At 68.0% G+C, this 26756-nt stretch carries 27 protein-coding genes; 12 read left to right on the top strand and 15 right to left on the bottom strand.

Translation table 11 applies throughout. The annotated features are described in order from the left end of the window. Positions 1–18: 18 nt before the first annotated feature. The 8 genes from ACO1BU_RS10065 to ACO1BU_RS10030 form a co-directional block, all read right to left on the bottom strand. Complete coding sequence (locus ACO1BU_RS10065; protein ID WP_424135805.1) at positions 19–1305, bottom strand: class I SAM-dependent methyltransferase; 1287 nt, start codon at positions 1303–1305, stop codon at positions 19–21. A 170-nt stretch (positions 1306–1475) separates the two neighbouring features. After that, positions 1476–2042, bottom strand: coding sequence for a 50S ribosomal protein L9 (gene rplI / locus ACO1BU_RS10060; RefSeq protein ID WP_424135804.1), 567 nt, complete (start codon positions 2040–2042; stop codon positions 1476–1478). A gap of 16 nt (positions 2043–2058) precedes the next feature. After that, entirely contained in the window at positions 2059–2337 is a 279-nt protein-coding gene (rpsR, locus tag ACO1BU_RS10055; protein WP_043830720.1) for a 30S ribosomal protein S18, read from the bottom strand. Between the two features lie 6 nt (positions 2338–2343). Next, positions 2344–2814: a 30S ribosomal protein S6 gene (gene rpsF, locus ACO1BU_RS10050; protein ID WP_424135803.1), complete on the bottom strand. Its 471-nt coding sequence runs from the start codon at positions 2812–2814 to the stop codon at positions 2344–2346. Between the two features lie 193 nt (positions 2815–3007). Beyond that, complete coding sequence (locus tag ACO1BU_RS10045; protein WP_424135802.1) at positions 3008–3859, bottom strand: phytanoyl-CoA dioxygenase family protein; 852 nt, start codon at positions 3857–3859, stop codon at positions 3008–3010. A gap of 65 nt (positions 3860–3924) precedes the next feature. Then, positions 3925–4608, bottom strand: coding sequence for a Fe2+-dependent dioxygenase (locus ACO1BU_RS10040; protein WP_424135801.1), 684 nt, complete (start codon positions 4606–4608; stop codon positions 3925–3927). Positions 4609–4712: 104 nt separating this feature from the next. Next, positions 4713–6962 carry a TonB-dependent receptor gene (locus ACO1BU_RS10035; RefSeq protein ID WP_424135800.1) on the bottom strand — a complete coding sequence of 750 codons (2250 nt, stop codon included), beginning with the start codon at positions 6960–6962 and terminating at the stop codon, positions 4713–4715. Positions 6963–7249: 287 nt separating this feature from the next. Next, positions 7250–9490, bottom strand: a complete 2241-nt coding sequence (locus ACO1BU_RS10030) for a TonB-dependent receptor (RefSeq protein WP_424135799.1) — start codon at positions 9488–9490, stop codon at positions 7250–7252. A gap of 295 nt (positions 9491–9785) precedes the next feature. Between ACO1BU_RS10030 and ACO1BU_RS10025 the strand changes: the two genes are divergently transcribed. The 8 genes from ACO1BU_RS10025 to ACO1BU_RS09990 all read left to right on the top strand — a co-directional run bounded on the left by ACO1BU_RS10025 (position 9786) and on the right by ACO1BU_RS09990 (position 16198). Beyond that, complete coding sequence (locus ACO1BU_RS10025; RefSeq protein ID WP_424135798.1) at positions 9786–10052, top strand: hypothetical protein; 267 nt, start codon at positions 9786–9788, stop codon at positions 10050–10052. A gap of 115 nt (positions 10053–10167) precedes the next feature. Beyond that, complete coding sequence (fabD, locus tag ACO1BU_RS10020) at positions 10168–11127, top strand: ACP S-malonyltransferase (RefSeq protein ID WP_424135797.1); 960 nt, start codon at positions 10168–10170, stop codon at positions 11125–11127. Between the two features lie 8 nt (positions 11128–11135). After that, positions 11136–11582, top strand: coding sequence for a GNAT family N-acetyltransferase (locus ACO1BU_RS10015; protein WP_424135796.1), 447 nt, complete (start codon positions 11136–11138; stop codon positions 11580–11582). After that, a complete protein-coding gene (fabG, locus tag ACO1BU_RS10010; RefSeq protein ID WP_424135795.1) occupies positions 11582–12319 on the top strand; it encodes a 3-oxoacyl-[acyl-carrier-protein] reductase in 738 nt (245 codons plus the stop codon). The genes ACO1BU_RS10015 and fabG overlap by 1 nt, the downstream gene beginning before the upstream one ends. A gap of 176 nt (positions 12320–12495) precedes the next feature. Next, entirely contained in the window at positions 12496–12735 is a 240-nt protein-coding gene (locus ACO1BU_RS10005; RefSeq protein WP_424135794.1) for an acyl carrier protein, read from the top strand. A gap of 134 nt (positions 12736–12869) precedes the next feature. Next, complete coding sequence (fabF, locus tag ACO1BU_RS10000) at positions 12870–14153, top strand: beta-ketoacyl-ACP synthase II (protein WP_424135793.1); 1284 nt, start codon at positions 12870–12872, stop codon at positions 14151–14153. 109 nt (positions 14154–14262) lie between these two features. Next, positions 14263–15279: an endolytic transglycosylase MltG gene (mltG, locus tag ACO1BU_RS09995; protein ID WP_424135792.1), complete on the top strand. Its 1017-nt coding sequence runs from the start codon at positions 14263–14265 to the stop codon at positions 15277–15279. Positions 15280–15319: 40 nt separating this feature from the next. After that, entirely contained in the window at positions 15320–16198 is an 879-nt protein-coding gene (locus tag ACO1BU_RS09990) for a DMT family transporter (RefSeq protein ID WP_424135791.1), read from the top strand. A 59-nt stretch (positions 16199–16257) separates the two neighbouring features. Here ACO1BU_RS09990 and ACO1BU_RS09985 read toward each other — a convergent pair whose 3' ends face one another. The 7 genes from ACO1BU_RS09985 to ACO1BU_RS09955 all read right to left on the bottom strand — a co-directional run bounded on the left by ACO1BU_RS09985 (position 16258) and on the right by ACO1BU_RS09955 (position 22521). Further along, positions 16258–16953, bottom strand: a complete 696-nt coding sequence (locus tag ACO1BU_RS09985) for a 4-carboxy-4-hydroxy-2-oxoadipate aldolase/oxaloacetate decarboxylase (RefSeq protein WP_424135790.1) — start codon at positions 16951–16953, stop codon at positions 16258–16260. Beyond that, the gene (locus ACO1BU_RS09980; RefSeq protein ID WP_424135789.1) at positions 16950–17678 is read right to left on the bottom strand and encodes a PIG-L deacetylase family protein; all 729 of its coding nucleotides are present in this window, start codon (positions 17676–17678) and stop codon (positions 16950–16952) included. Before ACO1BU_RS09980 ends, ACO1BU_RS09985 begins: the two co-directional genes overlap by 4 nt. A gap of 15 nt (positions 17679–17693) precedes the next feature. Next, positions 17694–18560 carry an amidohydrolase family protein gene (locus ACO1BU_RS09975; protein WP_424135788.1) on the bottom strand — a complete coding sequence of 289 codons (867 nt, stop codon included), beginning with the start codon at positions 18558–18560 and terminating at the stop codon, positions 17694–17696. 16 nt (positions 18561–18576) lie between these two features. Beyond that, positions 18577–19548: a Bug family tripartite tricarboxylate transporter substrate binding protein gene (locus ACO1BU_RS09970; RefSeq protein ID WP_424135787.1), complete on the bottom strand. Its 972-nt coding sequence runs from the start codon at positions 19546–19548 to the stop codon at positions 18577–18579. 55 nt (positions 19549–19603) lie between these two features. Next, positions 19604–20509: an NAD(P)-dependent oxidoreductase gene (locus ACO1BU_RS09965; protein WP_424135786.1), complete on the bottom strand. Its 906-nt coding sequence runs from the start codon at positions 20507–20509 to the stop codon at positions 19604–19606. Beyond that, positions 20506–21396, bottom strand: coding sequence for an ABC transporter substrate-binding protein (locus ACO1BU_RS09960; RefSeq protein WP_424135785.1), 891 nt, complete (start codon positions 21394–21396; stop codon positions 20506–20508). Before ACO1BU_RS09960 ends, ACO1BU_RS09965 begins: the two co-directional genes overlap by 4 nt. Positions 21397–21513: 117 nt before the next feature. Beyond that, a complete protein-coding gene (locus ACO1BU_RS09955) occupies positions 21514–22521 on the bottom strand; it encodes a LysR family transcriptional regulator (RefSeq protein WP_424135784.1) in 1008 nt (335 codons plus the stop codon). A 122-nt stretch (positions 22522–22643) separates the two neighbouring features. Here ACO1BU_RS09955 and ACO1BU_RS09950 point away from each other — a divergent pair, with 122 nt between their 5' ends. The 4 genes from ACO1BU_RS09950 to ACO1BU_RS09935 all read left to right on the top strand — a co-directional run bounded on the left by ACO1BU_RS09950 (position 22644) and on the right by ACO1BU_RS09935 (position 26714). After that, complete coding sequence (locus ACO1BU_RS09950; RefSeq protein ID WP_424135783.1) at positions 22644–23663, top strand: Bug family tripartite tricarboxylate transporter substrate binding protein; 1020 nt, start codon at positions 22644–22646, stop codon at positions 23661–23663. Between the two features lie 17 nt (positions 23664–23680). Continuing rightward, entirely contained in the window at positions 23681–24706 is a 1026-nt protein-coding gene (locus tag ACO1BU_RS09945) for a Bug family tripartite tricarboxylate transporter substrate binding protein (protein WP_424135782.1), read from the top strand. A 173-nt stretch (positions 24707–24879) separates the two neighbouring features. Further along, complete coding sequence (locus ACO1BU_RS09940; protein ID WP_424135781.1) at positions 24880–25863, top strand: Bug family tripartite tricarboxylate transporter substrate binding protein; 984 nt, start codon at positions 24880–24882, stop codon at positions 25861–25863. After that, the gene (locus ACO1BU_RS09935; RefSeq protein WP_424135780.1) at positions 25860–26714 is read left to right on the top strand and encodes an amidohydrolase family protein; all 855 of its coding nucleotides are present in this window, start codon (positions 25860–25862) and stop codon (positions 26712–26714) included. Before ACO1BU_RS09940 ends, ACO1BU_RS09935 begins: the two co-directional genes overlap by 4 nt. The last annotated feature ends 42 nt before the right edge of the window (positions 26715–26756 follow it).

Raw genomic sequence — 26756 nt, 5'->3', positions numbered from 1 at the left:
GGCGTTCATGAGGGCAGTTTAGCCCCCGGCGCGCTCCACGTCCTGCTCCACCTTCTCCCGGAGTGCTGTGGATGGCGGTGGATCATGTGGATAAGCTGCCGCTCGTTCCGCATCGATCATGTAGTCGCGGGTCAGGGGCAGGGTATCCAGCTTGCGGGTGAGCTGGACCTGCCAGTTCATATGGCCCCATCGGCGGAAGGCGAGTTCCGAGCATGCCAGGTAGAATTCGAACATCCGGCAGAAGCGCTCGTCATAGAGCGACTTGATGGCATTGCGGTTGGCCGCGAAGCGCTCCCGCCAGTGCCGCAGGGTCATGGCGTAGTGCAGGCGTAGGATTTCCAGATCGGTCATCCAGAGCCCGGCCTTCTCGATCGCCGGGATCACCTCCGATACGGCAGGGGAATACCCACCGGGGAAGATGTATTTGGTCATCCAGGGATTGGTCGTGGCGGGTCCTTCGGATTGGCCGATCGCGTGGATCAGGGCCACCCCGTCTTCCTTCAGCGCGCCTTTCACGGTGCGGAAGAAGGCGGTGTAGTGATTGATGCCCACATGCTCGAACATGCCGACCGAGATGACCCGATCCATCGGGCGCTTCCAGGCCCGGTAGTCCATCAGTTCGAACTTTACGCGGTCCGAGAGACCGGCCGACTCGGCACGGGCACGGGCTTCGGCGAGCTGCTCCTCAGACAGGGTCAGGCCGGTGACGCGGGCGCCATATTCCTTGGCCAGGGTGATGGCGAGGCCGCCCCAGCCGGAGCCGATGTCGAGCACCTCCAGATCCGGCCGGTCCAGCTTCAGCTTTGAAGCAAGGTGGCGCTTCTTAAGGGCCTGTGCCTCTTCCAGCGTTTCCTTCCCCGTGGGGAAATAGGCGCAGGAATACTGGCGGTCGGCATCGAGGAAGAGCGAATAGAGCGTGCCGTTCAGATCGTAGTGATGGGCGACGTTCCGGCGGCTGCGTGTGGTGGTGTTCAGGTCCAGCAAGCGCCGGCTAACCCAGCGCAGCCCGGCACCGAGCTTCATGGCCGGATGGGTGCTGCCCTGGGCGAGGTTCAGGATGATGACATCCAGCACGTCATAGATGGTCGAGCCTTCGATCGGCTCGACGCCACCATCCATGTAACCCTCGCCGAAGGCGAGGTTTGGGTTCCAGAGAAGGCGCCGGACGACCTCTGGGGTGGTGAAGGCGACGGCCGCGCTAGGCCCGGGCTGGGGGCCCTTGAACACGCGGCTCGTGCCGTCCGGGTAGCGGACCTTCAGGGATCCGTGGCGGATCAGGCGGGAGATGATGGAATCGAGAAGCAAGATTCGGCCTCCTTCAGGGGAAGGCTCTGCCTCTGTAACGGGGGGCGCAATTAGCACGACACGTAATCACGAAAGCGTGACGACCGAAACCTGATTAAAATTTGGCCAGAAACGCAAATGGCCGCCCCGGGCGAGGGGCGGCCATTCCCGATCCGCGCTTGCGCGCGAGTCTATTCGCGGGCGGCGCCCAGCTCGGAGAGCTCGGCGGCCAGCTCGGCCTCGAGGCTGGCCTCTTCGGCTTCCTGCTCGGCGCGCAGGTCCTCGCCACGTGCCTGCTTCTCGGCCTCTTCCGGGGAGCGGGCGACGTTCACGATCACCGGGATGGAGACCTCCGGGTGCAGCGCGATGCGGACGGTGGTCAGGCCCAGCGTCTTAATCGGCTGCTCCAGGATCACCTGGTCGCGGGTGATGGTGAGGCCGGCGTCCTTCGTCGCGTCCGCGATATCGCGGCCGGAGACGGAGCCGTAGAGGGCGCCGCTCTCGCCGGCGGAACGGATCAGGACGACCTGCAGGCCCTCCATCCGCTCGGCCACGCGCTCGGCCTCTTCACGCCGCTTGAGGTTCTGGGCCTCGAGCTGCGCGCGCTCACGCTCGAAGCGGGCCAGGTTGTCCTTGGTCGCGCGGATGGCGCGGCCGGAGGGCAGCAGGAAGTTGCGGGCATAGCCGGGCTTCACCTTCACGGTGTCGCCCATCTGGCCGAGCTTCTCGACCCGCTGCATCAGGATGACGTCGATCATGGTGCCGTGCCCCCGATCAGTCGTTGATGACGTAGGGGAGCAGCGCCAGGAAGCGGGCGCGCTTGATGGCGTTCGCCAGTTCGCGCTGCTTCTTGGCGGAGACCGCCGTGATGCGGGACGGCACGATCTTGCCGCGCTCGCTCAGGAAGCGAGAGAGCAGGCGCACGTCCTTATAGTCGATCTTCGGCGCGTTCGGGCCGGAGAAGGGGCAGGACTTGCGGCGGCGGTAGAAGGGCCGGCGGGCGCCAACGGCCGGGCGGCGCGCGGCGGGGGTGAGGTCGGTCGTATCGGACATCTTGGCTTACTCCTCGCCGCCCATGGGCTCGAGCTCGTCACGGGGACGGGCCCGGAATTCCTCGCGGTCATCGCCGCGCTCACGGCCGCGGCCGGAGCCGAAGCGGCCGGCCGGACGCGGGCCGCGGAAGCCGCGGTCACGGTCACGGTCCTCACCGCGCTTGGCGAGGATGGCGGAGGGGGCCTCGTCGATGGTTTCGATCCGCAGCGTCATGTGGCGCAGCACGTCCTCGTGCAGGCCGAGCTGACGCGCGACCTCCTTCTCGGCGTCCGCGGTGCAGTCCAGGCCCAGCAGCATGTAGTGGGCCTTGCGGTTCTTCTTGATCTTGTAGGCGAGGCCACGGAGGCCCCAGTACTCGCGCTTGCGGATCTCGCCGCCGGCACCGCCGATGATCTCGCCGACCTGGTCGGCGATGGCCTCGACCTGCGCCTGCGTCAGGTCATTCCGCGCAATAAGCACGGTTTCATAAAGTGGCATCTCTGTCCCTTCGGATGGCTCAGCCCCGGTGGCCGGCGCGGGATGCGGCAGCCAGAATAGGGCATAGCCGGGCGCGATGCCTCGCGCCCGGCAGGGTGGCGGGGCGTATAGGGGATGGCGGGGCAGGGGGCAAGCAGTTGTTCCGGCTTGCCCAGGGAGCTTCCCCCGGCGGTCCGGGCCGTGCTGCGGCGGGTCAGTGCACCAGTGCCATTTCCGGGATGGCCTCGCTGGCCCTCCAGAAGCGGCCGATCGCCTCAGCATGGGCCGCCATTGCGGCTGGATCGGCCTCCGCCGCCGGGCGGGGTTCCATCTCGAAATGGCCGTAGCGGTCTTCGCCCCGCACCAGGGTCGCGGAAAGGCGCGTCTCGCCGATATGGCGCACCCGCGTGGGAATATAGGAGATGCCGATACCGATGCGGTCCGCCGCCGAGCGGTTCGGGCGGGAGGCGTGCAGCGCCATGGTGTGGTGCAGCGAGAACTGGCCAGGTTCCAGGATCATGGGCACCGCCTGTGTCTCGTCCACCATCTCCGCCACGCTCTGCCCGCGGGAGAGCATGATGCGCGGGTCCTTGCGGTCGCGATGGGCTCGCTGCCCAGCCAGGTGGCTGCCGGGCAGCACCTCGACGCAGCCGGCCTCCAGGTTGCTCGGGGTCAGGGCCACCCAGGCCGTGACATGCTCGAAAGGCTCCAGGCCGAAATAGGTGCCGTCCTGATGCCAGGGCACGACACCCTCGCTGCGGGCGGGCTTCCACCAGATGGTGTTGTGGAAGGCCAGTATGTCCGGGCCGATCACCGATTCCACCGCATCCAGGATCGCGGGGTGGCGGATCAGCTCCGCCGCCCAGGGGAAGAGCAGGTAGGACTTCACGCGGGAGGAGGGCTGGCGGATGCCTGCTTCGGATTTGGGGCGCTCGGCCTCGGCGCAGCAGCGCACGAGGTTCTGCCGGTAGCGCTCCGCCTCCTCCGGGCTGAAAGCGGTGAGTGGGAAGACCATGCCGTCGCGGCGATAAGCCTCGACCTGTTCTGGCGCCAAGCTGCCCGTCATGCCCGCCTCCTGGGATCTCTCCGCGTCCGGAAGGACTGCAAGCGGCGTGCCGCTTGGCGACGGGATCAGATCTCGACCCAGCGCCGGAGCAGGTTGTGGTAGCCCGAGGTCATGGCCAGGACGCCCGGATGGTCGTCCGGCAGGTCCTGGCGCAGGGCGATGATGCCCATATCCATTTCGTAAAGAAAGGCGCGCTGGGCGTCGTCCTTCACCATGGACTGGGTCCAGAAGAAGGAGCCCCAGCGGCTGCCACAGGTGACGGGATTTACGTGGTGCAGGCTGGTGGAGGGATAGACCACCATGTCCCCGGCCGGGAGCTTCACCTCCTGCGTGCCATAGGTGTCCTGCACAACCAGTTCGCCGCCGTCGTAATCCTCGGGCGGGGAGAGGAAGAGGGTGGAGGAGACATCGGCCCGGATACGCTGGCCAGTGCCCGGCACGGCGCGGATGGCGTTGTCCACATGCGCCTTGAAGGTCATGCCCACGTCGTAGCGGTTGAACATGGGCGGCAGCACGCGCAGCGGCAGGGCGGCGGTGGCGAAAAGGGCGTTGCGGGCCAGGGCGCGCAGGACAAGGTCGCCCAGCTCCTTCCCCACGGGCGAGTCCACGGGGATCTGGAGGTTATGCTTCACCTTGGCCGATTGCTCGCCGGCGGTGGCGCGGCCGTCCTGCCAGGTGGCGGATTCCAGGCGCTCGCGGCAATAGGCGACCTCGGTGGGCGTCAGGACCTCGGGGATGCGGACGAGCATCGGGGCGCTCCGATACGGAAAAAGGAAACGGGCGGCGGGGTGGCAGGATGCCACCGCCGCCGCCCGCCGTCAGGCCGGGGCGCTGGGCGTGCCCCGGGGCCGTCTCAGAAGTCGGCGGCCAGGGAGACGAGCACGGTGCGGCCGGCAGCCACGACCGCGCGGTTGCCGAACAGGCCCTCGTAGTTTGTGCGGTCCGTCAGGTTGTAGCCGTTCACGCGTACGGTGAGGTTCTGGTTGACCTTGTGCTGGATCATCGCGTCGAGGCTGAAGTTCGCCGGAGCCTCGGCGGTGTTGTCAGCGGTCAGGAATACCTTGCTCCGATAGGTGATGCCGGCGCCGAGCGTGACATTGTAGGGCGTGTCACGTGCGATGTCGTAGGTGGTCCAGAGCGAGGCCGAATGCTTCGGCACGTACTGGATCTGCCTGCCGCGATTGGCCGGCGTGCTGGACTCCGTCGTCTCGCTGTCCAGATAGGTATAAGCGGCATTGATGTTCCATTCCGGCGTGATTCGGCCGGTGATGCCGAGTTCCACGCCGCGGATGCGCTGGCGGTCGCCCGTCTGGACGACAGAGGTCGGATCATTCGGATCCTGCGCGAAGGCGTTGCCCTTCTCCGCCTGGAACAGTGCGGCGGTCAGGCCGAGGCGGCTCTCGAACAGGCTGAACTTGGCGCCGATCTCGTGATTGGTGTTCCGCTCCGGCTCGAAGTCGCTGTTGAAGTTGGCGGCGGCCGCAGGGAAGGTCGTGAAGAAGGTGCCCGGCGGCGTCGTGGAGGTGGAGTAGGAGTAGTAGTAGGTCTGTTCGGGCGTCGGCTCCCAGATGATGCCGGCGCGCGGATCGAAGAAGCTGTCGTGGATGCTGTAGTTCTGGCTGGCCGCGGCGCCTGGCGTGCCAGCCGTGTAGTCCAGGTCGTAATTCGTCCAGCGGAAGCCGCCATAGATGGACAGCGTCGGCAGGAGCCACAGGCGCTCGTTCAGGAAGAGGCCGAGATTGTTCGCTTCCGTGTTGCGCTGGTTATTGGCCGCGCCAGTGGGCAGGAAGAGGCTGTTGTTCGAGGCAGAATCCAGCAGCGTCACATTGGGGCGGGTGGGCGAGTAGGGATAGGCGGTGCGGTCCACAGTCTCGCGCCAGAAGTCCACGCCGGCCGTCAACTCGTGCCGCAGCGGGCCGGTGGTGAAGCGCGCGACACCGGTGGTGAGGTTCTGGATAGCCTCGTTCACCTGATTGTAAGGCGCACTGGCGCCGCCTGTATAGGCAAGGGTTGGGTTTAAACCCCGGAAGAACTGGCCGGAGCAGGAGCTGCGCCAGGCGGCGAGAGTGGCGCCGGTGCCGCAGCTGACGGCGGTCAGTGCCGTGTCGCGGTCCACGCGGGTGAGGCGCGTGTCATTGGTGATGGTCAGCCAATTGCCGAAGCTGTGTGAGAAGCGGGCCGTCAGCCGGTCCACCGTCACATCGTCGATGTCATTCTGGACGCCGTACCAGTTTGAGCGGCGCACACCGTATTCCGAGGCCGGGCGGCCGATCGCGCCGGGGCCGCTGTAAACGACGGGCATGCCGCCGTCGATCGTGTGTTCGTCGTGGTAATGCAGGTATTCCACCGTAAAGGTGGTGGGGGTGCCCAGGCCGAAGGAGACGGAGGGAGCGACGCCCCAACGGCGCGTGTCGATGCCGTCGCGGTCCACGAGGCTGCTGCTCTGGCCCATGACGTTCAGACGGACCGCTGTGGTCTCGTTGATGCGCTGGTTGATGTCGGCGGTGAAGCGCGCGAAGGGGCCCATGCCGCCGGTGGCGGTGGCGGAGTAGCGGTTCTCAAGCGTCGGCAGGCGGCTGTTAACGTTGATGCCGCCACCAATGGCGCTAGTGCCGATAGCGAAGCCCGAGGCGCCCTTCAGAACCTGCACATCCTGATAGGTGAAGGCGTCGCGCTGGTAGGAGCCGAAGTCGCGCAGGCCATCCACCAGCACGTCGTTCTGGGCGGAGAAGCCGCGAATACGGAACTGGTCGCCCGTGACGCCGCCATTGCCCTCGCCAATGGTGGAGGTGATGCCGGGGACGTTCCGCAGCGCCTGCTCCAGCGTGGTGACGGTCTGCTGCTGGAGCACTTCCTGCGGAACCACGTTGATAGTCTGCGGCGTGTCCTGGATCGTGCCGGGCAGGCGGGGGTTGCCGGTCGGCGCCGTGAGCTGGTTCGGCATGGTGGCGCCAGTGACGGAGACCTCCGGCACGGCGACGGGGGCCGAGTCGTTAACGGGCTGGGCGAAGGCCCCGCCGCCCACCATGGCGGCGCCAAGGCCGAGGCTGGCCACCAGGGCAGTGCTGGGGCCGATATGCCCCCGGCTCGAAACGCGGCTCATGCTTTAGCGGCCTCGCGAATGATAATGCGAAGCGCTCCTAACTGAGCGGCTTACGTTCCGTCAAGAAGGTGCAGCCTTCCTGCAACAGAGGGCCTCCACCGCGTGGCAGTAGGGCAACTGGGCTGGTCGAGAGGACACGGGGAGGGGCGCTGTGTTCGCTGCCCCCTCCTGAATCCCTTGCTGGCTAGGAAAGGCGACCAGCCTTCGTTCTCCCGGGCGGCATCGGGTGGCTCGCCGCGGAACTCTCGGGGGGAGGGGCGCAACCGGCGCGCCCCGTCCCGGTGGGCTCAGAACTCCGCCGCGACGGAGACGAGCACGGTACGGCCTGCCGCGACCGCGACACGGTTCCCGAAGAGCGCGTCGTAATTCGTGCGATCTGTCAGGTTATAGCCGTTCACCCGGAGCGTCAGATTCTGGTTGATCTGGTGCTGGATCAGGGCGTCGAGGCTGAAATTTGCCGGCGCCTCGGCCGTATTGGCGGCATTCAGATAGACCTGCCCGCGCCAGATGATGCCGGCACCGAGGGTGACGTTCCACGGCGTGTCCCGCGCGATGTCATAGGTGGTCCAGAGCGAGGCCGAGTGCTTCGGCACGAACTGCACGCGCCGGCCGAGATTGGCTGCGGTTGTGGATGCCGTCGTCTCGCTGTCGAGGAAGGCGTAGGCGGCGTTGATGTTCCATTCCGGCGTGATGCGGCCGGTGATGCCGAGTTCCACACCGCGGATGCGCTGGCGGTCGCCGGTCTGCACCACCGTGCCGGGATTGTTGGCATCTGCGGCCAGCGCGTTGCTCTTCTCTGCCTGGAACAGCGCGGCGGTCAGGCCGAGGCGGTTCTCGAGCAGGCTGATCTTGGTGCCGACCTCATAGTTCCTGTTCCGCTCCGGCTCGAAGGCCGAGTTGAAGTTCGCCGCCTGGGAGGGGATGGTGGTGAAGAAGGTGCCGGGCGGCGTGGTGGAGGTGGAGTAGGAGAAGTAGTAAGTCTGGCTTGGCGTCGGTTCCCAGATGATGCCGGCGCGCGGATCCCAATAGCTGTCGCTGATGTCGAAATCCTGGGTCAGGGCGGTGCCCGGCGTACCCGCCTTGTAGGTCAGATCGTAGTTGGTCCAGCGGAAGCCGCCATAGACCGACAGGGTCGGCAGGAGCCACAGGCGCTCATTCGCGAAGATGCCGACGCTGGTCGAATCTGTCTCGCGATGGTTGTTCACCGGGCCGGTGCTCAGCGTATCGTTCTGGGTGAAGGGATCGCGCAGAAAGAAGCTGGGGCGGCCTGGCGAGTAGGCGCGTCCGTCGCGGTCAATGCTTTCCGTGAACACGTCCACACCGACGACCGCCTCATGCCGCAGCGGGCCCGTGGTGAAACGCGCCGTGGCGCTGGTCACGTTCTGGAAGGCGAAGCTTTCCTGGCGGTAGGGGCCGGGGCCGCCCGGCGTCACCAATGGGTTTCCTCCACTGATCAGCGTGCCGCCGCAACTCGCGTTAAAGGCCGCGAGGCTGGTGAGGGTGCTGGGGCAGCTCGTCGGGGTCAGGGCCGTGGCGCGGTCCACCCAGGTCGCGCGCGTGTCGTTGTTGATGGTCAGCCAGTTGCCGAAGCTGTGCGCGAAGCGGGCCGTCAGCCGGTCTACCGTCACGTCATCCATGTCGTTCTGCACGCCGAGGAACAACGAGCGGTCCAAGCCGAATTCGGGGGCCGGACGGCCGAGGCCGGTGAAGGGCGTGATCACTGGCGTGCCGCCGTCGATCATGTGACGGTCGTGGTAGTGCAGGTACTCCACGGTAAAGGTCGTGGGCGTGCCCAGGCCGAAGGCGATCGAGGGCGCGACGCCCCAGCGGCGCGTGTCCTGCTCCTGGCGATCGACGAGGCTGCTGCTCTGGCCCATGACGTTAAGGCGAGCCGCGATGGTTTCGCTGATCCGCTGGTTGAGGTCGATCGTGGCGCGGGCGAAGGGGCCCATGCCGCCGGTGACCGTGACGGCGTAGCGGTTCTCCAGCGTGGGGAGCCGGCTCTGCACGTTGATGCCGCCGCCGATGGAACTCGTGCCCACGGCGTAGCCTGAGGCGCCCTTGAGGACCTGCACCTCCTCGAAGGTGAAGGCGTCGCGCTGGTAGGAGCCGGGATCGCGGAGCCCGTCCACCAGGATGTCGTTCTGCGCGGAGAAGCCGCGGATGCGGAACTGGTCGCCGCTGACGCCGCCATTACCCTCACCGATGGTGGAGGTGATGCCGGGGACGTTCCGCAGCGCCTGCTCCAGCGTGGTCACGTTCTGCTCGCGCAGGACTTCCTGGGGGACGACATTGATGGTCTGCGGCGTGTCCTGAACCGAGCCGGGGAGGCGGGTCAGCCCGGTCGGGGCCTGGAGCTGATTCGCCGGGCGCGCGCCGGTGACGGAAACCTCGGGGACGGCAATCGGGGTGGCCGTTGAGGCGGTCTGGGCCAGGACCGGGCCGCCGACCATGGCGGCCCCGAGGCTGAGGCTGGCGACCAGGGCGGTGTTGGGAGCGGTCCTGCTCCGGTTGGTGGCGCGACGCATCCTCGGGAAACTCCAACAAGAGTTAAGAATGAGAATCGTTATTAGTTGATATGTAACAGTGGTCAACGATGCGTGTGCGAGTCATTCGCTGTTAGGCCGGAGCGTTGCGAGGAAACAACCGGTTCTCGAAACGCCGCGTCACTGCCGCCCGGATTGTCGCCGGGCCAGAGGATATTCGCGGCCCGGTTGCTGAAACGGATCGTCACTTCCCGCCTTCATTCTGCCGCTGACTCGCCTTCGTGCGGGTCCCAGAGTGGGCGCATCACGGTGCGCCCGAAGTCCGAAGGAGCTAGCGATGACGTCCTTGTTTTTCCGTTCCATCCTGATGGCCGGCCTGCTTGCCGGTGGCGCGGCCCTGGCTCCGGCGCAGGCGGCCCCCACCGTCGGCCTGATGCCTGCCGGCCCAGCTGCGGCCGCGCCGTCAAGCCTGCTGCAGGAGGTGCGCTGGGTGCAGCGTTGCCGGCCCGTGGTCGTGCATCGGCGCGACCGCTTCGGCCGCCCGGTGCGAGTGGAGCGCAGCCAGTGCCGCCGCGTGTGGGTGGGACCCCGCCGGCCCTATTAATCGGGCTCCTCTGTTGACAGTTCGGTGACGCCGCCGCTACCCCGCCGCGCCACGGCGGGGTAGCGGTACCCCAGGGCGATGCCCCATGCCGTGAGCAGGCAGGAAATGCGTCATCATGGCCCTTGCGCTCGTCTTCCCCGGCCAGGGTAGCCAGGTCGTCGGCATGGGCCGCGACCTCGCCGCCGCCTTCTTCCCCGCGCGGGAGGTGTTCGAGGCGGTGGACGAGACCCTGAAGCAGAACCTCACCCGCCTGATGTTCGAGGGGCCGGCGGAGGAGCTGACCCTGACCGCCAATGCCCAGCCGGCGCTGATGGCCGTCTCCCTGGCCGTGCTGCGGGTGCTGGAGGCCGAAGGCGGGTTCGACATCAAGTCGCGCGTCGCGCTGGTGGCCGGGCATTCACTCGGGGAATACAGCGCGCTGGCCGCCGCAGGGGCCTTTGACGTGCCACAGGCCGCGAGGCTGCTGCGGCTGCGCGGGGATGCGATGCAGAAGGCGGTGCCGGCGGGTACGGGCGCCATGGCCGCCCTGCTGGGGGCCGAGATGGAGCAGGCCCGGGCCATCTGCGAGCGCGCCGCCCTCGATCCCGCCACGGAGGAGACCGAGGTGGTCGAGGCCGCCAACGACAATGGCGGCGGGCAGGTGGTGATTTCTGGCCATAAGGGCGCGGTGGAGCGGGCAGTGGAGATCGCCAAGGCCGAGGGCATCCGGCGCGCCATGCTGCTGCCGGTCTCGGCGCCCTTCCACTCCTCCCTGATGGCGCCGGCGGCCGATGCGATGGCGGAGGCGCTGGAGCGCAACCCACCCAAGACCCCCGTGGTGCCGCTGGTGGCCAATGTGACGGCGGCCAAGGCGACCGACCCCGACGTGATCCGCGACCTGCTGGTGAAGCAGGTGACCGGCACGGTGCGCTGGCGCGAATGCGTGGCGACCATGACCACGATGGGCTGCGACACCTTCCTGGAACTGGGCGCGGGCAAGGTGTTGACCGGGCTGATGAAGCGCAACGCGCCGGATGCGAAGGCCATGGCTTGCGGCACGCCGGCCGAGATCGAGGCGGTGCTGAAGGCCCTTTGAGCCGCGCCATGACCCGGATCACGCTGGAAGATCAGGCGTTCCCGGCCGTGCGTGACGCGGTCTGGGGCGGGCTGCTGGCCTTTAACGAAGCCCATTCCGGCCCGGGCTCCTTCACCTCGACCCCGCTGAACGTGGTGCTGCGGGGGGATGATGGCGTACCGCTGGGCGGGTTGGTGGGCCGGAGCTATGCCGGCTGGCTCTATGTCGAGCTGTTCCATATCCCGCAGGCGCATCGGCGCGCCGGGCTGGGACGGGAGATGCTCTCCATGGCGGAGCGCGAGGCGGCCGCGCGGGGCTGCCTGGGCGTGCGGCTGGAAACCTATTCCTTCCAGGCGCCCGGCTTCTATGCCCGCATGGGCTATTCGGTGGTGGGGGTACTTCGCGACTGCCCGCCGGGCCACACACGATATTCCCTCGCCAAGCGCCTGGATGGCGCGCCTCTGGAGGCCTCCTGATGTTCGACCTGACCGGCAAATCCGCCCTTGTCACCGGCGCCACGGGAGGAATTGGCGCCGCCATCGCCCGGGCGCTGCATGCCCAGGGGGCCAAGGTGGCCCTGACTGGGCGGCGTGAGGCGGAGCTGGCCAGCCTGGCCTCGGAACTGGGGGAGCGGGTGCTGGTGGCGCCGGCCGACCTGTCCGACCCCGCCGCGCCCGCCGCCCTTGTGGAGAGGGTGGAGGGCGAGTTCGGCGCGCTGGACATCCTGGTGAACAATGCCGGGCTGACGCGGGACGGGTTGGCGCTGCGCATGGGCGACAAGGACTGGTCCGACGTGATCGAGGTGGACCTGACCGCGCCCTTCCGCCTGGCCCGGGCCTCTCTGCGCGGCATGATGAAGCGGCGGAGCGGCCGGATCATCTCGATTGCCTCCATCGTCGGCGTGACGGGTAATCCTGGGCAGGCCAATTATGCCGCGGCCAAGGCCGGGCTGATCGGGATGAGCAAGGCCCTGGCCCAGGAGGTGGCGCCCCGCGGCGTGACAGTGAACGTGGTGGCGCCGGGCTTCATCAAGACGGCCATGACGGATGCGCTGAACGACGCCCAGAAGACGGCGCTGATGGGGCGCATTCCCATGGGTAGAATGGGGGCGTCTGAGGACATCGCGGCTGCCGTGACTTATCTGGCCTCGAACGAGGCGGCCTGGGTCACCGGTGTGACGCTGCATGTGAATGGCGGGATGGCCATGGTGTGATGGACGAGGAACACAGTCCTTGATCGCGCGTTCGCGCGCCCCATCCTTGCTCTAGGCCCTGGGAAACAGGCGTGCTAAGGCCCGCGCCCTGCGCCCGGGTGTCGCACGATCTCGTGCGCCTGGCAGCAAGAGACGAATTTCCGGCGGTCACCCGCCATCTGGAGAGAGCAAGCGCGATGAGCGAAACCGCCGAGAAGGTGAAGAAGATCGTGGTCGAGCACCTCGGCGTCGAGGAAGCCAAGGTGACCCCGGAGGCCTCCTTCATCGACGACCTGGGTGCTGACAGCCTGGACACGGTCGAACTGGTCATGGCCTTCGAGGAGGCGTTCGGTGTGGAGATTCCGGACGACGCTGCCGAGAAGATCACCACGGTTGGCGACGCGATCACCTATATCGACGAGCACAAGACGGCCTGAGAGGGCCTACGGGAGTTGTGGTCGGCCTTCCTGGCCGGCCCGCTATCCGCAAATGACGCGCCGGGCGGCACCGTTTGGCCGGGGCTGCCTATCGCCTCGCCAGTACGGGGCCGGCGCGGGAGGGAGTAGCGAGAGTGTTCGGTCAGCTCACGGCACCGCGGCGCGTCGTCATCACCGGAATGGGTATCGCCTGCCCGTTGGGCCTGGGCGTGGAGCATGTCTGGAAGAAGATGCTGGCCGGCGAGTCCGGCATCTCCGCCATCCAGTCCTTTGACGTGTCGAACCTGCCGGCCAAGATTGCCGGTACGGTTCCGGCTGGCACCAAGGCCGATGGCGCGCTGGACCTGGGGGAGTGGATCCCCATCAAGGACCAGAAGAAGATGGACCGCTTTATCCAGCTCGCGCTGGTAGCGGCCACTGAGGCTGTAGAGGATTCCGGCTGGGTCCCGGAGACGGAGGAGGATCGTCATGCCACCGGCGTGATGATCGGTTCCGGCATTGGCGGCCTGCAGACGATCTATGATGCCTCGCTGCAAATCGCGGCGGGCAAGCATAGGCGGCTGTCCCCCTTCTTCATCCCCTCGGCACTGATCAATCTGGCCTCGGGGCATGTCTCGATCAAATACGGCTTCAAGGGCCCGAACCACTCGGTGGTGACGGCCTGCGCGACCGGCGTGCACGCGTTGGGCGATGCCGCGCGCCTGATCGCGCTGGGCGATGCCGATGTGATGGTGGCCGGTGGCGCCGAGGCTGCGGTGAGCGAGCTGGGCATGGCGGGCTTCGCCGCGTCCCGCGCGCTGTCCACCGCCTTCAACGACACGCCACCCAAGGCGTCCCGCCCCTGGGACAAGGACCGTGACGGCTTCGTCATGGGCGAGGGCGCGGGGGTGCTGGTGCTCGAGGAATACGAGCACGCGAAGAAGCGCGGCGCGAAGATCTATGGCGAGGTGATCGGCTACGGCATGTCCGGTGACGCCTATCACATCACCGCCCCGGCCGAGGGTCATGAGGGCGCCTTCCGCGCCATGAAGGCCTGCCTGCGCTCGGCGGGCGTCGCTCCGGCCGACATCCAGTACATCAACGCCCATGGCACCAGCACGCCGCTGGGCGATGATCTGGAACTCGAAGCGGTGGAGCGGCTGTTCAAGGACGACGCCAAGGGCGTTGCCATGTCATCGACCAAGTCGGCGATCGGGCATCTGCTCGGCGCGGCGGGCGCGGTGGAGGCGATCTTCTCCCTGCTGGCGATCCGGGACGACGTGGCGCCGCCGACGCTGAACCTGGAGGAGCCTTCCCACCCGTCGGCTATCGATCGGGTGGCGAAGGAGGCGCAGCCGCGGAAGATCGAGGTGGCGCTGTCCAACTCCTTCGGCTTCGGCGGCACCAACGCCTCCATCCTGTTCAAGGCCGCGGCCTGACCGTCGGGCCGGGCGACGCCCCGGCCCGCCCAGGCGCCTGGTGCCATGGGGCCCGGGCGTGACGATCCGCTCCGGGCCGCTTTCCGGATAGCCAGGGGACCGCCCGCCGATGGGACGAGCGATCCGTATTCTCCTGATTCTGGTCCTGCTGCTTGGCTTGGCCGGCGGCGGGGCCTTTCTCTATGCGCGCCACGTCTATGAACAACCGGGGCCGCTGACGGCGCAGGCCCAGCTCGTGGTGCCGCGGGGCGGCATCCAGGCGATCGGTGGAGCGCTGCAGGAGGCCGGGGTGGTGGCGGATGGCCGCCAGTTCCTGGCCGCCGCCTGGGCAACCAAGGCGCAGGGGGCGCTGCGGGCCGGGGAATTCGTGTTTCCGGCTGGGGCCTCCCTGCGGGATGTTCTGGATATCCTGCGGACGGCACGGCCGGTGCAGCGACGCCTGACAATCCCCGAAGGGCTGGTGGCCCGTCAGATCACGATGCTGATCGACCGGGCCGAGGGACTGACCGGTGAGACGCCGCCCATCGATGAGGGCGAGCTATTGCCTGAGACTTATACCTATCAATGGGGCGACAGCCGCGCCGGCATCGTCCGCCGTGCCACCGCTGCGATGGAGGCGGCGCTGCGGGAGGCCTGGGCCAACCGGGCGTCGAACCTGCCGATTACTTCCCCGCGCGAGGCGCTGGTGCTGGCAAGCATCGTGGAGCGGGAGACGGCGGTAGCGGCGGAACGGCCGCGCGTCGCTTCGGTGTTCATCAACCGCTTGCGGCGGGGGATGCCGCTGCAATCCGACCCGACAGTCGCCTATGCCGCGGCTGAGGGAGCGCCGCTAGAGCGTGGGCTGACGCGGGCGGATCTGGACCGGGACCATCCGTTCAACACCTATCGGAACCGCGGCCTGCCACCGGGGCCGATCGCCTCGCCAGGCAAGGAGTCGCTGCAGGCGGTCACGCGGCCGGAGGCGACGGAGTTCCTGTATTTCGTGGCGGATGGCAGCGGCGGGCATGCCTTCGCGCGCACGCTGGACGAACATAACCGCAATGTGGCGCGGTGGCGGGAGGTGGAGCGGGCGCGCGCATCGGCCCCGAATCCGGCACCGTCCGGCGCTCCGGCAGAGGCGCGGTGAGGCCACACGCCTCGCAAATGGCTTGAATGGGCCGGCGCCATTGCGCGGCTGGTCCCTCTGGTGGCGCCTGCTGGTGATTTCGGCCTTCTGGGCCTCGTCCTATCCTGTGGTGCGCTATGCGGCCGGGTTCATGCCGCCTTTCGCCTTCTCCCTGGGCCGGAGCGTGGCCGCAGCGGTGATCCTGCTAGGCTCGGCGTGGGGCATCGGGGCCTTCCGCGGGCTGCGTGGCGGCTTCTGGCGGCACGGGGCGGTGCTGGGCACCTGCAACGGATGGCTGGCCAACTGCCTGACGGCGGTGGCGCTGGCCTCCCTGGGGGCGGCCTCGGTGGTGTTGATCCAGGCCTCCTCGCCGCTTTTTGTGGGGGTGCTGGCCTTCCTGTTTCTGCCCGCGGAGCGGCCGGGGCCGAAAAACCTGCTTGGGATGGGGTTAGGCTTTGCGGGGATCGCGCTGATCCTCGGTCCGTCGGCGCTGTCGGGGGAGGCGGGCTTCGCGGCCGGGTGGCTGATGCTCGTCGTCGCGCTCTCCTACGCGGTCGGCACCGTCTATGTGCGTCGGGTGCGGCCGGGTGCCCCCATCGCACTGTCGGCGGGGCAGCAGGTGGTAGGGGCGATCGGCTCGGGCGGGCTGATGCTTGCCTTCGAGCCAGCCGGGAGCTTCGACCAGCCCTGGCCGATCTGGGCGGCGATGTTGTGGGTCGGGGTGTTTGCCTCGGCCGTGCCGCTGACGCTGTATCTGTCCCTGGTACAGCGGGCTCGGGCGACGGATGCGGCCATGACGGCCTATCTGCAACCCGGCTTCGCCGCGGTTTTCGCGGCACTGCTGCTGGGTGAATGGCCGGAATGGCGGGTGCTCGCCGGTGGGCTGGTGGTGCTGGCCGGCGTGTGGATGGTGACGGTGGAGGCCGGGCGGGGCCGCTGATGCCGGGCGTAGGAACGGTAAGGGAGGCAACCTGCCGGTTGCCTCCCCCGCCCTGAACCTTAGATCTCGTCCAGCGACGTCACGTAGCGCAGCCCGGCTTTCTCCAGCGCAGGGCGCATGTCGTAGAGATCCAGGCCGAGAACGCCGGAGGCGAGCTTGGAGCGCTTGCCTTCCTCATTGGCCTGCCGCTTCTCGGCGGCGGCGAGAACCTCCGCTGCATCGTGCCGCGGGATCACCACCACGCCGTCGTCATCGGCCACCACGACATCGCCTGGATTCACGGCAACGCCCGCGCAGACGACGGGGATGTTCACCGAGCCAAGCGTCGCCTTGACCGTGCCGCGCGCGGAGATGGCACGGGACCATACGGGGAAGCCCATCTCCCGCAGCACAGCCACGTCGCGTACCCCCGCATCGATCACCAGGCCGCGCACGCCGCGGGCCTTCAGGGAGGTGGCGAGAAGGTCGCCGAACATCCCGTCCGTGTTGTCCGTTGTGCAGGCGACGACGAGGATATCGCCGGGCTGGCATTGCTCCACGGCCACATGGATCATCCAGTTGTCGCCGGGCTGCGCCAGCACGGTGACCGCGGTGCCGACGGCAGCGGCGCCGGCCCAGGCCGGGCGCATATAGGTTTTCATGAGGTTAGGCGCGCGGCCCGAGGCCTCATGCGTGGTGGAGACGCCGAGCGGCAGGAAGCGGTCGACGGTCTCGAGCGGCGTGCGCTCGATCTGTGTGACGACGACGGGCCTCATGCCAGCACCTCGACGGCATCGGGGAAGATGGTCTGGTAGGCTTCGCCATACTTCATGGCCTTGCCGGAGTTGCGGCCGCCCTGCATGCCGCGGTTCAGCCCGACGCGCTCATAATAGTCCCAGAGGTGGCGCTGGGCGGGCAGTTCCTGGAAGGCCTTCCACTTCGTCTCCCAGACCTCGGTGATGTTGAGGATGCGGTTCGGCTTGAAGCCGCATTGCTCGGGCTGGTGCGGCTCGAATTGGAAGACCTGCGGGGCGGAATAGGTGACGCCGCCGGGGCCGGGCTTGTGGCCCGCGGCCTGGGCGATGATCCGCGCCTCCTGCGCGAAGCGGGAGGCCTCGGGGTGGTCCACGTTATAGGGGTCAGCGACCGCATGGGTCAGGACGAAGGAGGGGTTCAGCTCGCGGTAGATGTCGATGGTCCGGTCGAGCATGGCCTCGGTGAGGCGCAGCGGATAGTCGCCAGCGTCGAAGAACTCGATCTCCGCACCCAGGATGGCCGCCGCGGCTTCCGCTTCCGCACGGCGGCCGGCCTTGCAGGCCTCCAGCGTCATGCCAGGCTGCTTCCAGGCGCCCTGGCTTTCACCACGCTCGCCATAGGAGAGACAGACGATCTTCATGCGGTAGCCCATCTTCGCGTGCAGCGCGATGGCGCCACCGGCGCGCCAGACGAAGTCGCCGGGATGGGCGGTGATGACGAGGCCGGATTTCTGTGTGCCGGACATGGTGCTCTTCCGTTGTCAGCGCGCCCAGTAGAGGCGGCTGGGGTTGTCGATCAGGATCTTGCGGCGGGTCGCCTCATCCTCAACGGCGAGGGCAAGGAGATCCACCAGGTCGCCATCATTGGGCATGTCGCCGGCGATGTTGGGATGCGGGAAGTCGGTCCCCCAGAGGGTGTGGTCCGGTGCCACCTCTGCAAGGCGCCGAGCAAAGGGCACGGCGTCATGGAAGGGCGCGCCGGCGGAGGAGACGCGCTCCGGTCCGCAGATCTTCACCCAGGCCAGCGGGTTCCGCATCAGTTCCAGCAACCGGCGGAAGGGCTCCTGCTCCAGCCCGTTCTTCGCCTGCACGCGGCCCATATGATCGATGACGAAGGGCACCTTGATGCGGGAGATGCGCTCCGCATGTTCCAGGATGTCGCCTGCGTCGAGATGCAGCACAACATGCCAGCCGAGCGGCTGGATTTTGCCCAGCACACGGTCAAAGACCTCGAGATCCGGCGTGCCGCCGAGATGCTGCACGAAGTTGAAGCGCACGCCCCGCACGCCGCCGCGGTCCAGCTTCTCCAATTCCCGGTCCGTGATGCTGCCATCCACGATGGCGACGCCGCGATAGGCGCCCTCGCTGCGCTGGATGGCGTCGAGCATCGCGCTGTTGTCAGTGCCGTGGCAGCTCGCCTGCACGATCACCGCGCGGTCCACGCCGATGGCGGCGTGCACGCGGCGCAGATCCTCCACCGGCGCATCCGGCGGAGTGTAGCTGCGGTCGGGCGCATAGGGGAAAGTATCCGCGGGGCCGAAGACATGGCAGTGCGCGTCACAGGCATCCTTCGGCAGCTTATAGGCCGGGATCTTCGGGTTTGGGTCGGGCGCCTTGCAGGTCTTCATGATCCTGGCCTTTCCGTCACTGTATTGCGATGCCGGCACGCTCGATCACGGCACGCCACTTCTCCGCTTCGGCGGACATCAGCTGTCCGAGCTGGGCGGGGGTACCGCCCTTCGCTTCCACTCCGGCCTCCAGCAATTTCGCGCGGATGGCGGGGGCCGCCAAACCGGCGTTCAGCTCGCGATTGATCCGCTCGATCACTGGCACAGGAGTGCGCGCGGGTGCCACCACGGCATTCCAGGAGGTAACGTCGAAGTCGTTCAGCCCGGCTTCCTGCATCGTGGGCACGTCAGGCAGGTTGGCGGCACGCTGAGCGGAGGTGACGGCGATGGCGCGCAGCGAGCCGTCCTTGATCTGCCCCGTCAGCGGCGCGACGATCTCGAAGGCCACGGTCACGTCGCCGCGCAGCAGGGCCGTGAGGAGCGCGGGCGTGCCGGAGAAAGGCACGGTGGTGGCTTCGATGCCGGCGCTGATCTTGAACAGCTCTGCAGCCAGGTTCTGCGTGCTGCCCACGCTGATCGTGCCGATATTGCTGTTGCGCGGGTCGCTTTTCAGCCGCGCCAGCAGGTCCTGCACGCTGCGGATGGGCGCATTCGGGGCCACCAGTATGGCGATGGCGAAACTGCCCATCATTCCGACCGGCGCGAAGTCGCGCACGGGGTCGAAGGGCAGGGAGCGGAACAGGGACTTGCTGATCGCGTGGGCGTTGGTGGCCACCATCAGCGTGGCGCCATCGGCGGGCGCGGCAAGCAGTGCCTGGCCGGCAACGATGCCGCCGGCGCCGGGCCGGTTCTCAACCACCACGGGCTGCTTCAGGCGCTCGGATAGCGCTTGGCCCACGGTGCGGGCCGTTAGATCCGCCACGCCACCGGCCGCATTGGGAACGATCAGGCGGATGGGCTTGTCGGGCAGATCCGCCTGCGCCCGCACGGGAACGGAAGCGACGGCGAGGCCAGCCAGCCGCGAGATATCACGGCGCCGGAAAGGCATGGATGCTCCCCCCTGTCGAAACCACCGTTCTACCGCGTGACCCTGGTCGGCCTTCTTATTCCGCGGCGGCCTTGTGCTGCATCGTGGCGGCCAGGGCGTCGAGCAACGCGCCCAGATCCGTGGTGGCGAGTGCGGCCTTGCCCATTTCGCGGCCCCGTGCCGCCGCCCAGTCCTGCCGTTCAGCGATGGGGGCGCTCAGCAGCGGGTCCAGGCCCGCCTCCTGCACGGTGCGGGCGACCTCGCGCATTTCCTCCGCGCGGCGCTTGCCATGGATCAGGGCGCGGCTGATGACGTAGCGGGCCAGGCCGCGCCAATCCTCATGTGGCAGGGTGTCGGAGAGGGACTGGAGTACCTCCTTCTCCACGCCGTAATGGCGCGCGGCGAGCATGCATTCCGTGGTCAGCGCCTCCAGGCCCTTCACCATGACGCTGCGGCACATCTTCACGGAGGAGGCCTTGCCGACTTCCTCGGAGAAGAAGGTCAGGTCCATGCCGAAAGGGGCCATGAGGGCCATGAAGCTCCGCGCATGGGCGCCGCCAAGCAGGATGGGGGAGCGCAGGCCCTTGGGCGGCACGCTGCTCATCACCGCGGCTTCCACGTAACGCCCGCCGGCCTGTTCGACCGCGCGCCCGGCCGCCTGTTTGGTGGCCGGAGAGACGGAGTTCACATCCACCACATAGGGCGCATGGCCCAGCCCACCCGCCAGGGACTGCGCCGCCGCCAGGGCGGAGCCGGCGGTGACGGGGACGAAGACGATATCCGCCTGGGAAGCCGCTTCGGCGGCCGTGGCATGCACCGTTGCGCCGAACTCGCGGGCCCGGTCGCGTGCCGCATCGAGCACGTCGAAGGCATGGATTTCCGTCGCGCCGCCCGCGCGCAGGTCGCGGGCAAAGATGCTGCCCACTTCACCGAAGCCGATGATCGCGAAGCGCGGCATGGCAGTCTTCTCCTGGTCGTTCATTCCACGCCCTCCGGCAGGCCGTCCCAGACCTCGCCCACGGTCAGCGGGCGCGGCAGCATCTCCTGCTGCGTCATGTAGCGGAGGGCGAGCTCGATCACCGGGCGCAGCTCCGTGCGGCTGGACGGGGGTGGACCGCGGTCGCCGGGCGGAACCGGCGCGGCGGAGGCGCGCAGCATGCGCAGTAGCTCCTTCACCAGATCCGGCCGGCTCTGCGCCAATTCACGCGTCATGGTCACCATATGGTTCACGGGCACGAGCTGGTGGCGCTGCCAGAAGGCCTCGGCCGCCGCCGCAGGATCGGGGAAGACGGTGCGGAAGGCGGGATCATCCGGCGCGTCATTGCCGACGATCGCCGCATCCAGTTCGCCCGCGCGGAGCATGGCCAGCATGTCCTGCCCGGGCCTGGCGCGCTCCGCGAAGGGCGGGTCTGCGATGCCGGCGACATGGGCATCCTCGAAGGTGACCCAGCGGCTGTCGGATGGGCGGGGGCCGCCTTCCTCGGCGATGATGCCGCGTATCCACATGCCCGTGGTCTGGCTGTAGGCGCGCACGCCCACGCGGCGGCCAGCGAGATCGGCGGGGCTCCGGATGTCACTGTCCGCGCGGCAGAGCAGGGCGGATTGCTGGAAGCGGGCGGCGAGCACCACGGGCAGCAGCACCAGCGGGCGGTTCATGGCCCGGGCCTGCAGAAAGGTGGCGATCGCCATTTCCGACACATCAAAGCGCAGTTCGCGCACCATGGGAGCGAAGGCGCGGCTGATGACGGGGATATCGGCGAGATCCAGGCGGAGAAGCGGGGAGGGAACCTGGCCCTCCTTCAGCGCGCGGGTGCGGGGATAGGTGGCGATGGCCGCGCGCAGCGCGGCCGGGGTCTGCTGCGTATCCATGGGCCTAATCCATGGCCGGGGCGTGCCGCGCACGGCTCTGCGGTGCCATCATGGGGCCGTTCCTCCCATCCGCGGCCACGGCATTCTTGCCGGCACGCCGGAATTGTGGGGAGGGACCTAAGCTCCTTTCCTGCCGGAAGTCCTATCTCTTTTCCCGAGTTTCATATTCGTCTCGGTTATAGCGGCCAGGCCACGCTGCCCGATTTCCGAGACATAGGCGCGCAGGCAGGCGACGAAGGCATGGCCGGCGGGCGGCAAGGGGCGGTCGCGCGGCAGGATCAGCCCGGCCGGGCGGGGCGGCGCCGGCACAGGCAAGGGCACCACCCGAAGCGTACCCCGCAGCAGGTCGCCCGCCATCATCAGGCGCGGCATCACTGAGATCAGGTCGCTGGCATGCAGCATCTCCCGGATGAAGCCGTAGGAGCTGGAACGGAGAGAGGCGGCCGGGGCCAGGGCCAAGGTCTCCAACTGGATCTCGATCTCCTGTCCTACGCGCTGGCTGACAGTGGGCAGGATCAGCTCGTAGCGGCGCAGTTCCTCCAGGCTGGGCCTTTCCATGGCGAAGACAGGATGCTCGGCCCGGGCAAGAATGGAGATCGGCTCCTCCCAGAGCGGCTCGCGCAGGAAGCCGTCGGGCATGGCGGGTTCGTAGAGGCGGCCGACGATCAGGTCGATCTCGCCGGCGGCGAGCTTGGGCAGCAGGTCCTCCGTGCGGCCCTGGTCCAACCGGACGGCGATTCCCGGATGCTGTGTTTTCAGCCGCGTCAATGCGCCAGGCAGAACGCCTGTCGCAGCGACGGGAAGGGTGCCGATGGCCACTGTGCCGCCCTCGGGATCGGCGATGCGGTCCAGGGCCTCGTCCAGCCGGCGCAGTTCGGCAAGGATGCGGCGCGCGGATTCCACAAGAAGGGTGCCGGCCTCGGTGGGCCGCACCCCGCGGGGCAGGCGGTCGAAAAGGCGCTGCTGCAGGATGTCCTCCAGCTCGCGCAGGGTCTTGGTCAGGGCGGGCTGGCTGACGCCAATCACCGCGGCGGCCTTGAGCAGGCTCCGCTGGGCCATGATCGCGTCTACCGCTCGGAGGTGGTGCAGCTTCAGGCGCTGGTCGAGGTAGCGGCGGACCGTCATGGGGCGCTCCGGGGCGATATTCCGTCACCTTATAGCTCAAGCGGAAGAAGTGATGAGATGCCCTGGTGTGACCCCGCCTAGGTTGGCCGCCGATCCGACGGAGATCGGCAGGAGGGAGCGCGATGCATGGGCCCAGGCCCCCTGGTAATGCGGCAATGATTGCTGCCCTGCCACGCCGTGCGGCCCTGGCCGGGATGCTCGCGCTACCTGCGCTGCCCCGGGTGGCGGCTGCCCAGGCCCGCTGGCCGGACCGCCCTGTCCGCATCATCGTGCCCTTCACCCCCGGCGGCTCCTCCGACATCATCGCCCGCGCGTTGGCGGCGGAGCTTCAGGCCGAGTTCGGGCAGCCCTTCGTGGTGGAAAATCGCGGCGGCGCCGGCGGCACGATCGGAACCGAGGCCGCGGCCCATGCGCAGCCCGACGGCTATACGCTTCTCATGGGGCATATCGGCACGCTGGCCGTGAATCCCTTCCTGTATCGCAACCTGACCTTCGACACCGTCGAGTCCTTCGCGCCGATCGTCCTGGCAGCGGTGGTGCCGAACGTGATGGTGGTGAACCCGCGCAAGGTGCCGGCCCGCAGCATCGGCGAGTTGATTGCCCAGGCGAAGCAGAAGCCCCGCTCGCTATCCTTCGGGTCCGGCGGCAACGGCTCGGCTGCACATATCGCCATGGCGGCCTTCAACCTGGCCACCGGCACGGTCATGGAGCACGTTCCCTATCGCGGGACCGCGCCGATGATGAATGACCTGATCGGCGGAACCATCGACCTGACCCTTACCGGCGGCCCGCCCGCCCTGCCACCCGTGCGGGCCGGGATGTTGCGTGCCCTCGGCATTTCATCGCTGCATCGCCTTCCCGCCGCGCCCGATATCCCGACCATCGCGGAGCAGGGTGTTCCCGGCTTCGAGGCGACGCAGTGGTATGGGCTGCTGGCGCCCGCCGGAACGCCGCGCCCCATTGTGGACCGGCTGAACCAGGCTTCCGCCCGAGCCCTTCGTGGTGAGGTGTTGAAGTCCCGCCTGGAAGCCGAGGGGGCGGAGGCCGCGCCCGGCACCCCTGAAGCCTTCCGCGATTTCATCATCGCGGAGCGTACGCGTTGGGGCGATGTCGTCACCCGCGCAGAGATGCGCCTTGAGTGATTAAGAGGAAATCGTTGATGGAATTCGATCACGGCATCCTGCCGGGCGCCGGCGCCGCAGCGGGCCACCGCAGCATGGTGATCGGCCGGCGTGCCGCGCTCGGCGCACTGGGTGCGCTTGCTCTGCCTTCCATGGCCTGGGCGGCTTTCCCGGATCATGACGTCCGCCTGCTCGTCGGCTTCTCGGCGGGCGGCGCGGTGGATCTGGTCGCGCGACTGACCGCTGACTCCCTGCGCCCCGTTCTCGGGCAGAATGTGGTGGTGGAGAACCGGTCGGGCGCCTCCGGACTCATCGCCGCCGAGGCGGCCTCGAAGGCGCCGCCGGACGGCCACACCCTCTATGTCGCGGCGATGAGCGCCTATGTCGTACTGCCACAGCTGCCCGGCCAGCCCATGCCGCTCCACATGGAGCGTGACCTGACCCCGGTGGCCAATATCGCGAGCGTGCTCAATGCCCTGGTGGTCACGCCGCGTGCCCCGTTCAAGACAGTGCCGGAGCTGATCGCCTATGCGAAGGCCAACCCGGACAAGCTGACCTATGCTTCCACCGGCAATGGCACCAGCCAGCACCTGGCTGGTGAACTCTTCTGTCGGCAGGCGGGCATCCGCATGACCCATGTTCCCTATCGCGGCGGGTCCAATGCCATCGTGGACATCGCGGCTGGCCGGGTGGACATGATGTTCGGCAACTTCCCGGAATTTGTCGGGCAGATCCGCGATGGTGGGCTGCGGCTGCTGGCCTTCGGCAGCAAGCGGGCCTCGCCGCTCTTCCCCGATGCGCCCCTGGTCCATGACACCCTGCCGGGCTTCGATGTGAGCAACTGGATCGGGCTGGCCGGCCCTGCCGGATTGCCCGATGCCCTCGTTGCGTCCTGGAATGCGGCCCTGGCGCGCGTCACCGCATCGCCCGAGTTCCAGAAGCGCGTCACCGAGAACGGCATGGAAGTGCTGGGCCAGGACCAGGCGGCCTTCCGCGCGACGATTGCGGCCGACCGTCAACGCTGGGGTGAGGTGATCCGGGCCGCCGCGATCCGGGCGGATTAACGGGCGCCAGGAGGACGATCCGGACGCCGGTCCAGTGACGAGGCGGCATGGAACCGTTGGACGGGTTGCCAAGGCAGAAGCGTGGCGGCCTATGATCGGTTCAAACTGGAGGAAACGAACGCAATGAAAACCTGCCAAAGGTGGAACCTGCCCGTGGTGCCGGCCGGCCGGCCATGCTGAGCCGTCGTCAGGTCCTGGCGCTGGCGGGTTTGTCCGCTGGCGCCGCGCTACCCCGTACCGCCCTGGCCGCCTGGCCCGAGCGCCCGATCCGCCTCGTTGTGCCCTATGCGGCGGGTGGCAACATTGATGTGGTAAGCCGCCTGCTTGCGCCGCCGCTCTCGGAGCGCCTCGGCCAGACCGTGTTGGTCGATAACCGCCCCGGTGCCGGCGGCAGCCTGGGCGCGGAACAGGTCGCCCGTTCAGCACCCGATGGCTACACGCTGCTCGCCGGCTCGAACGGTCCGATCACCGTCAACCCGTTGGTCCAGGCGCGGCTTCCCTATGAACCGTTGCGGGATTTCATCCCCGTAACCCTGGTGAATGCCGTGCCGCTGGTGCTGATGGTGAACCAGAACGCCCGTGCCGCCAGCTTGGCCGAGGCCGTCAAGCTTTCGAAGGCGGAGCCCGGGAGCTTCACCACTGGTACGCCGGGCGCGGGCAGCACAGCCCATCTGACGCTGGAACTGTTCAACAGCGCGACCGGCGCCGCGCTGATACATGTTCCCTATCGCGGCGGCGGTGCGATCGTGCCCGATTTCATCGCCGGCAATATCCGCGCAATGTTCACTGAATTCTCGACCGCGCTTCCCCTGCACAAGGAAGGCAGAGGCCGCATCCTGGCTATCGCCTCCGCGCGGCGCTCGCCCTTCCTGCCGGAGGTTCCGACCTTCATCGAATCCGGCGTGCCCGATTTCGTCGCGGCAAGTTATTGCGGGGTGTTCGCCCCGCGCGCCACGCCGACGCCGGTCGTCACCGCCCTGCGGGACGCGGTTGCGGCGGTCACCGGTGATCCGGCTGTGCGCGCTAAACTGGAAGGGCTGGGCTCCGAGGTCGCATCCGGTGCGGAGCAGACGCCCGAGGGCTTCATGGCCTTTCTTCAACACCAGGCCCGTGATGCCAAGCGCGCGGCCGATCTTGCAGGTATCAAGCCGGAATGAGCACACCCGACCCCCGCATTCCGCCCGGCGCCTGCGATTGCCACTGCCATGTCTTTGGTCCGGCATCGCGCTTTCCCTATGCCGAGCCACGCTCCTACACGCCGGATGATGCGCCGCTGGAGGACTATCTCGCCCTTCTGGACCGGCTTGGACTGGCCCGGGGCGTGATCGTGCAGCCCAGCGCCTATGACCGCGATAACAGCGCCACTCTCGATGCCCTGCGCCGGGCGCCGGATCGGCTGCGCGGCGTGGGTGTGGGCGGTACGGAACTGACCCCCGCTATCCTGCGCGAATGGCACGCGGCCGGCATCCGAGGCTTGCGCGCCAATGAATACCGCCGGGCGGGTCAGGCCGCCTATCACGGGGGCGTCCGGCTTTCCGAGATCGAGCCGTTTGCGCCGATGATGGCCGAGATGGGCTGGCATCTTCAGCTCTGGCTCGATGCGGCGGATTTGCCGGAGTTGATGCCCCGTCTCCTTCGCCTGGGAATGCCGGTCGTCGTGGATCATATGGGCCGGCTGCACCATAGCCGTGGTACGAGCGACCCGGGCTTTGAGGCGCTGCGGCGTGGTGTCGCGGAGGGGCTTCTCTGGGCCAAGGTTTCGGGCACCTACCGCCTTGGGGCGACGGCGCCGGACTATGCCGAGGCGCGGCCCTTCCATGAGGCCCTGGTCGCCGCCAATCCGGACAACCTGGTGTGGGGTACGGACTGGCCGCATCCTCGCCCGGAAGGACCGGTGCCTGATGCTGCGCGGCTGCTGGAGGTCTTCCTGGACTGGACGCCTGAACCCGCGCGGCAGCGGATCCTCACCCGCAACCCGGAGAGGCTTTACGGCTTTCCGTCGGCGTAGCACCGGAATGCGGGCGGCCCAGAGGGGGCAGAGAGCTTAACG

Source organism: Roseomonas chloroacetimidivorans (assembly GCF_049629625.1).
GTDB lineage: Bacteria > Pseudomonadota > Alphaproteobacteria > Acetobacterales > Acetobacteraceae > Roseomonas > Roseomonas chloroacetimidivorans.
The sequence above is the reverse complement of the archived record's forward strand: the minus strand, read 5'-3'. Positions and strand labels throughout refer to the sequence as shown.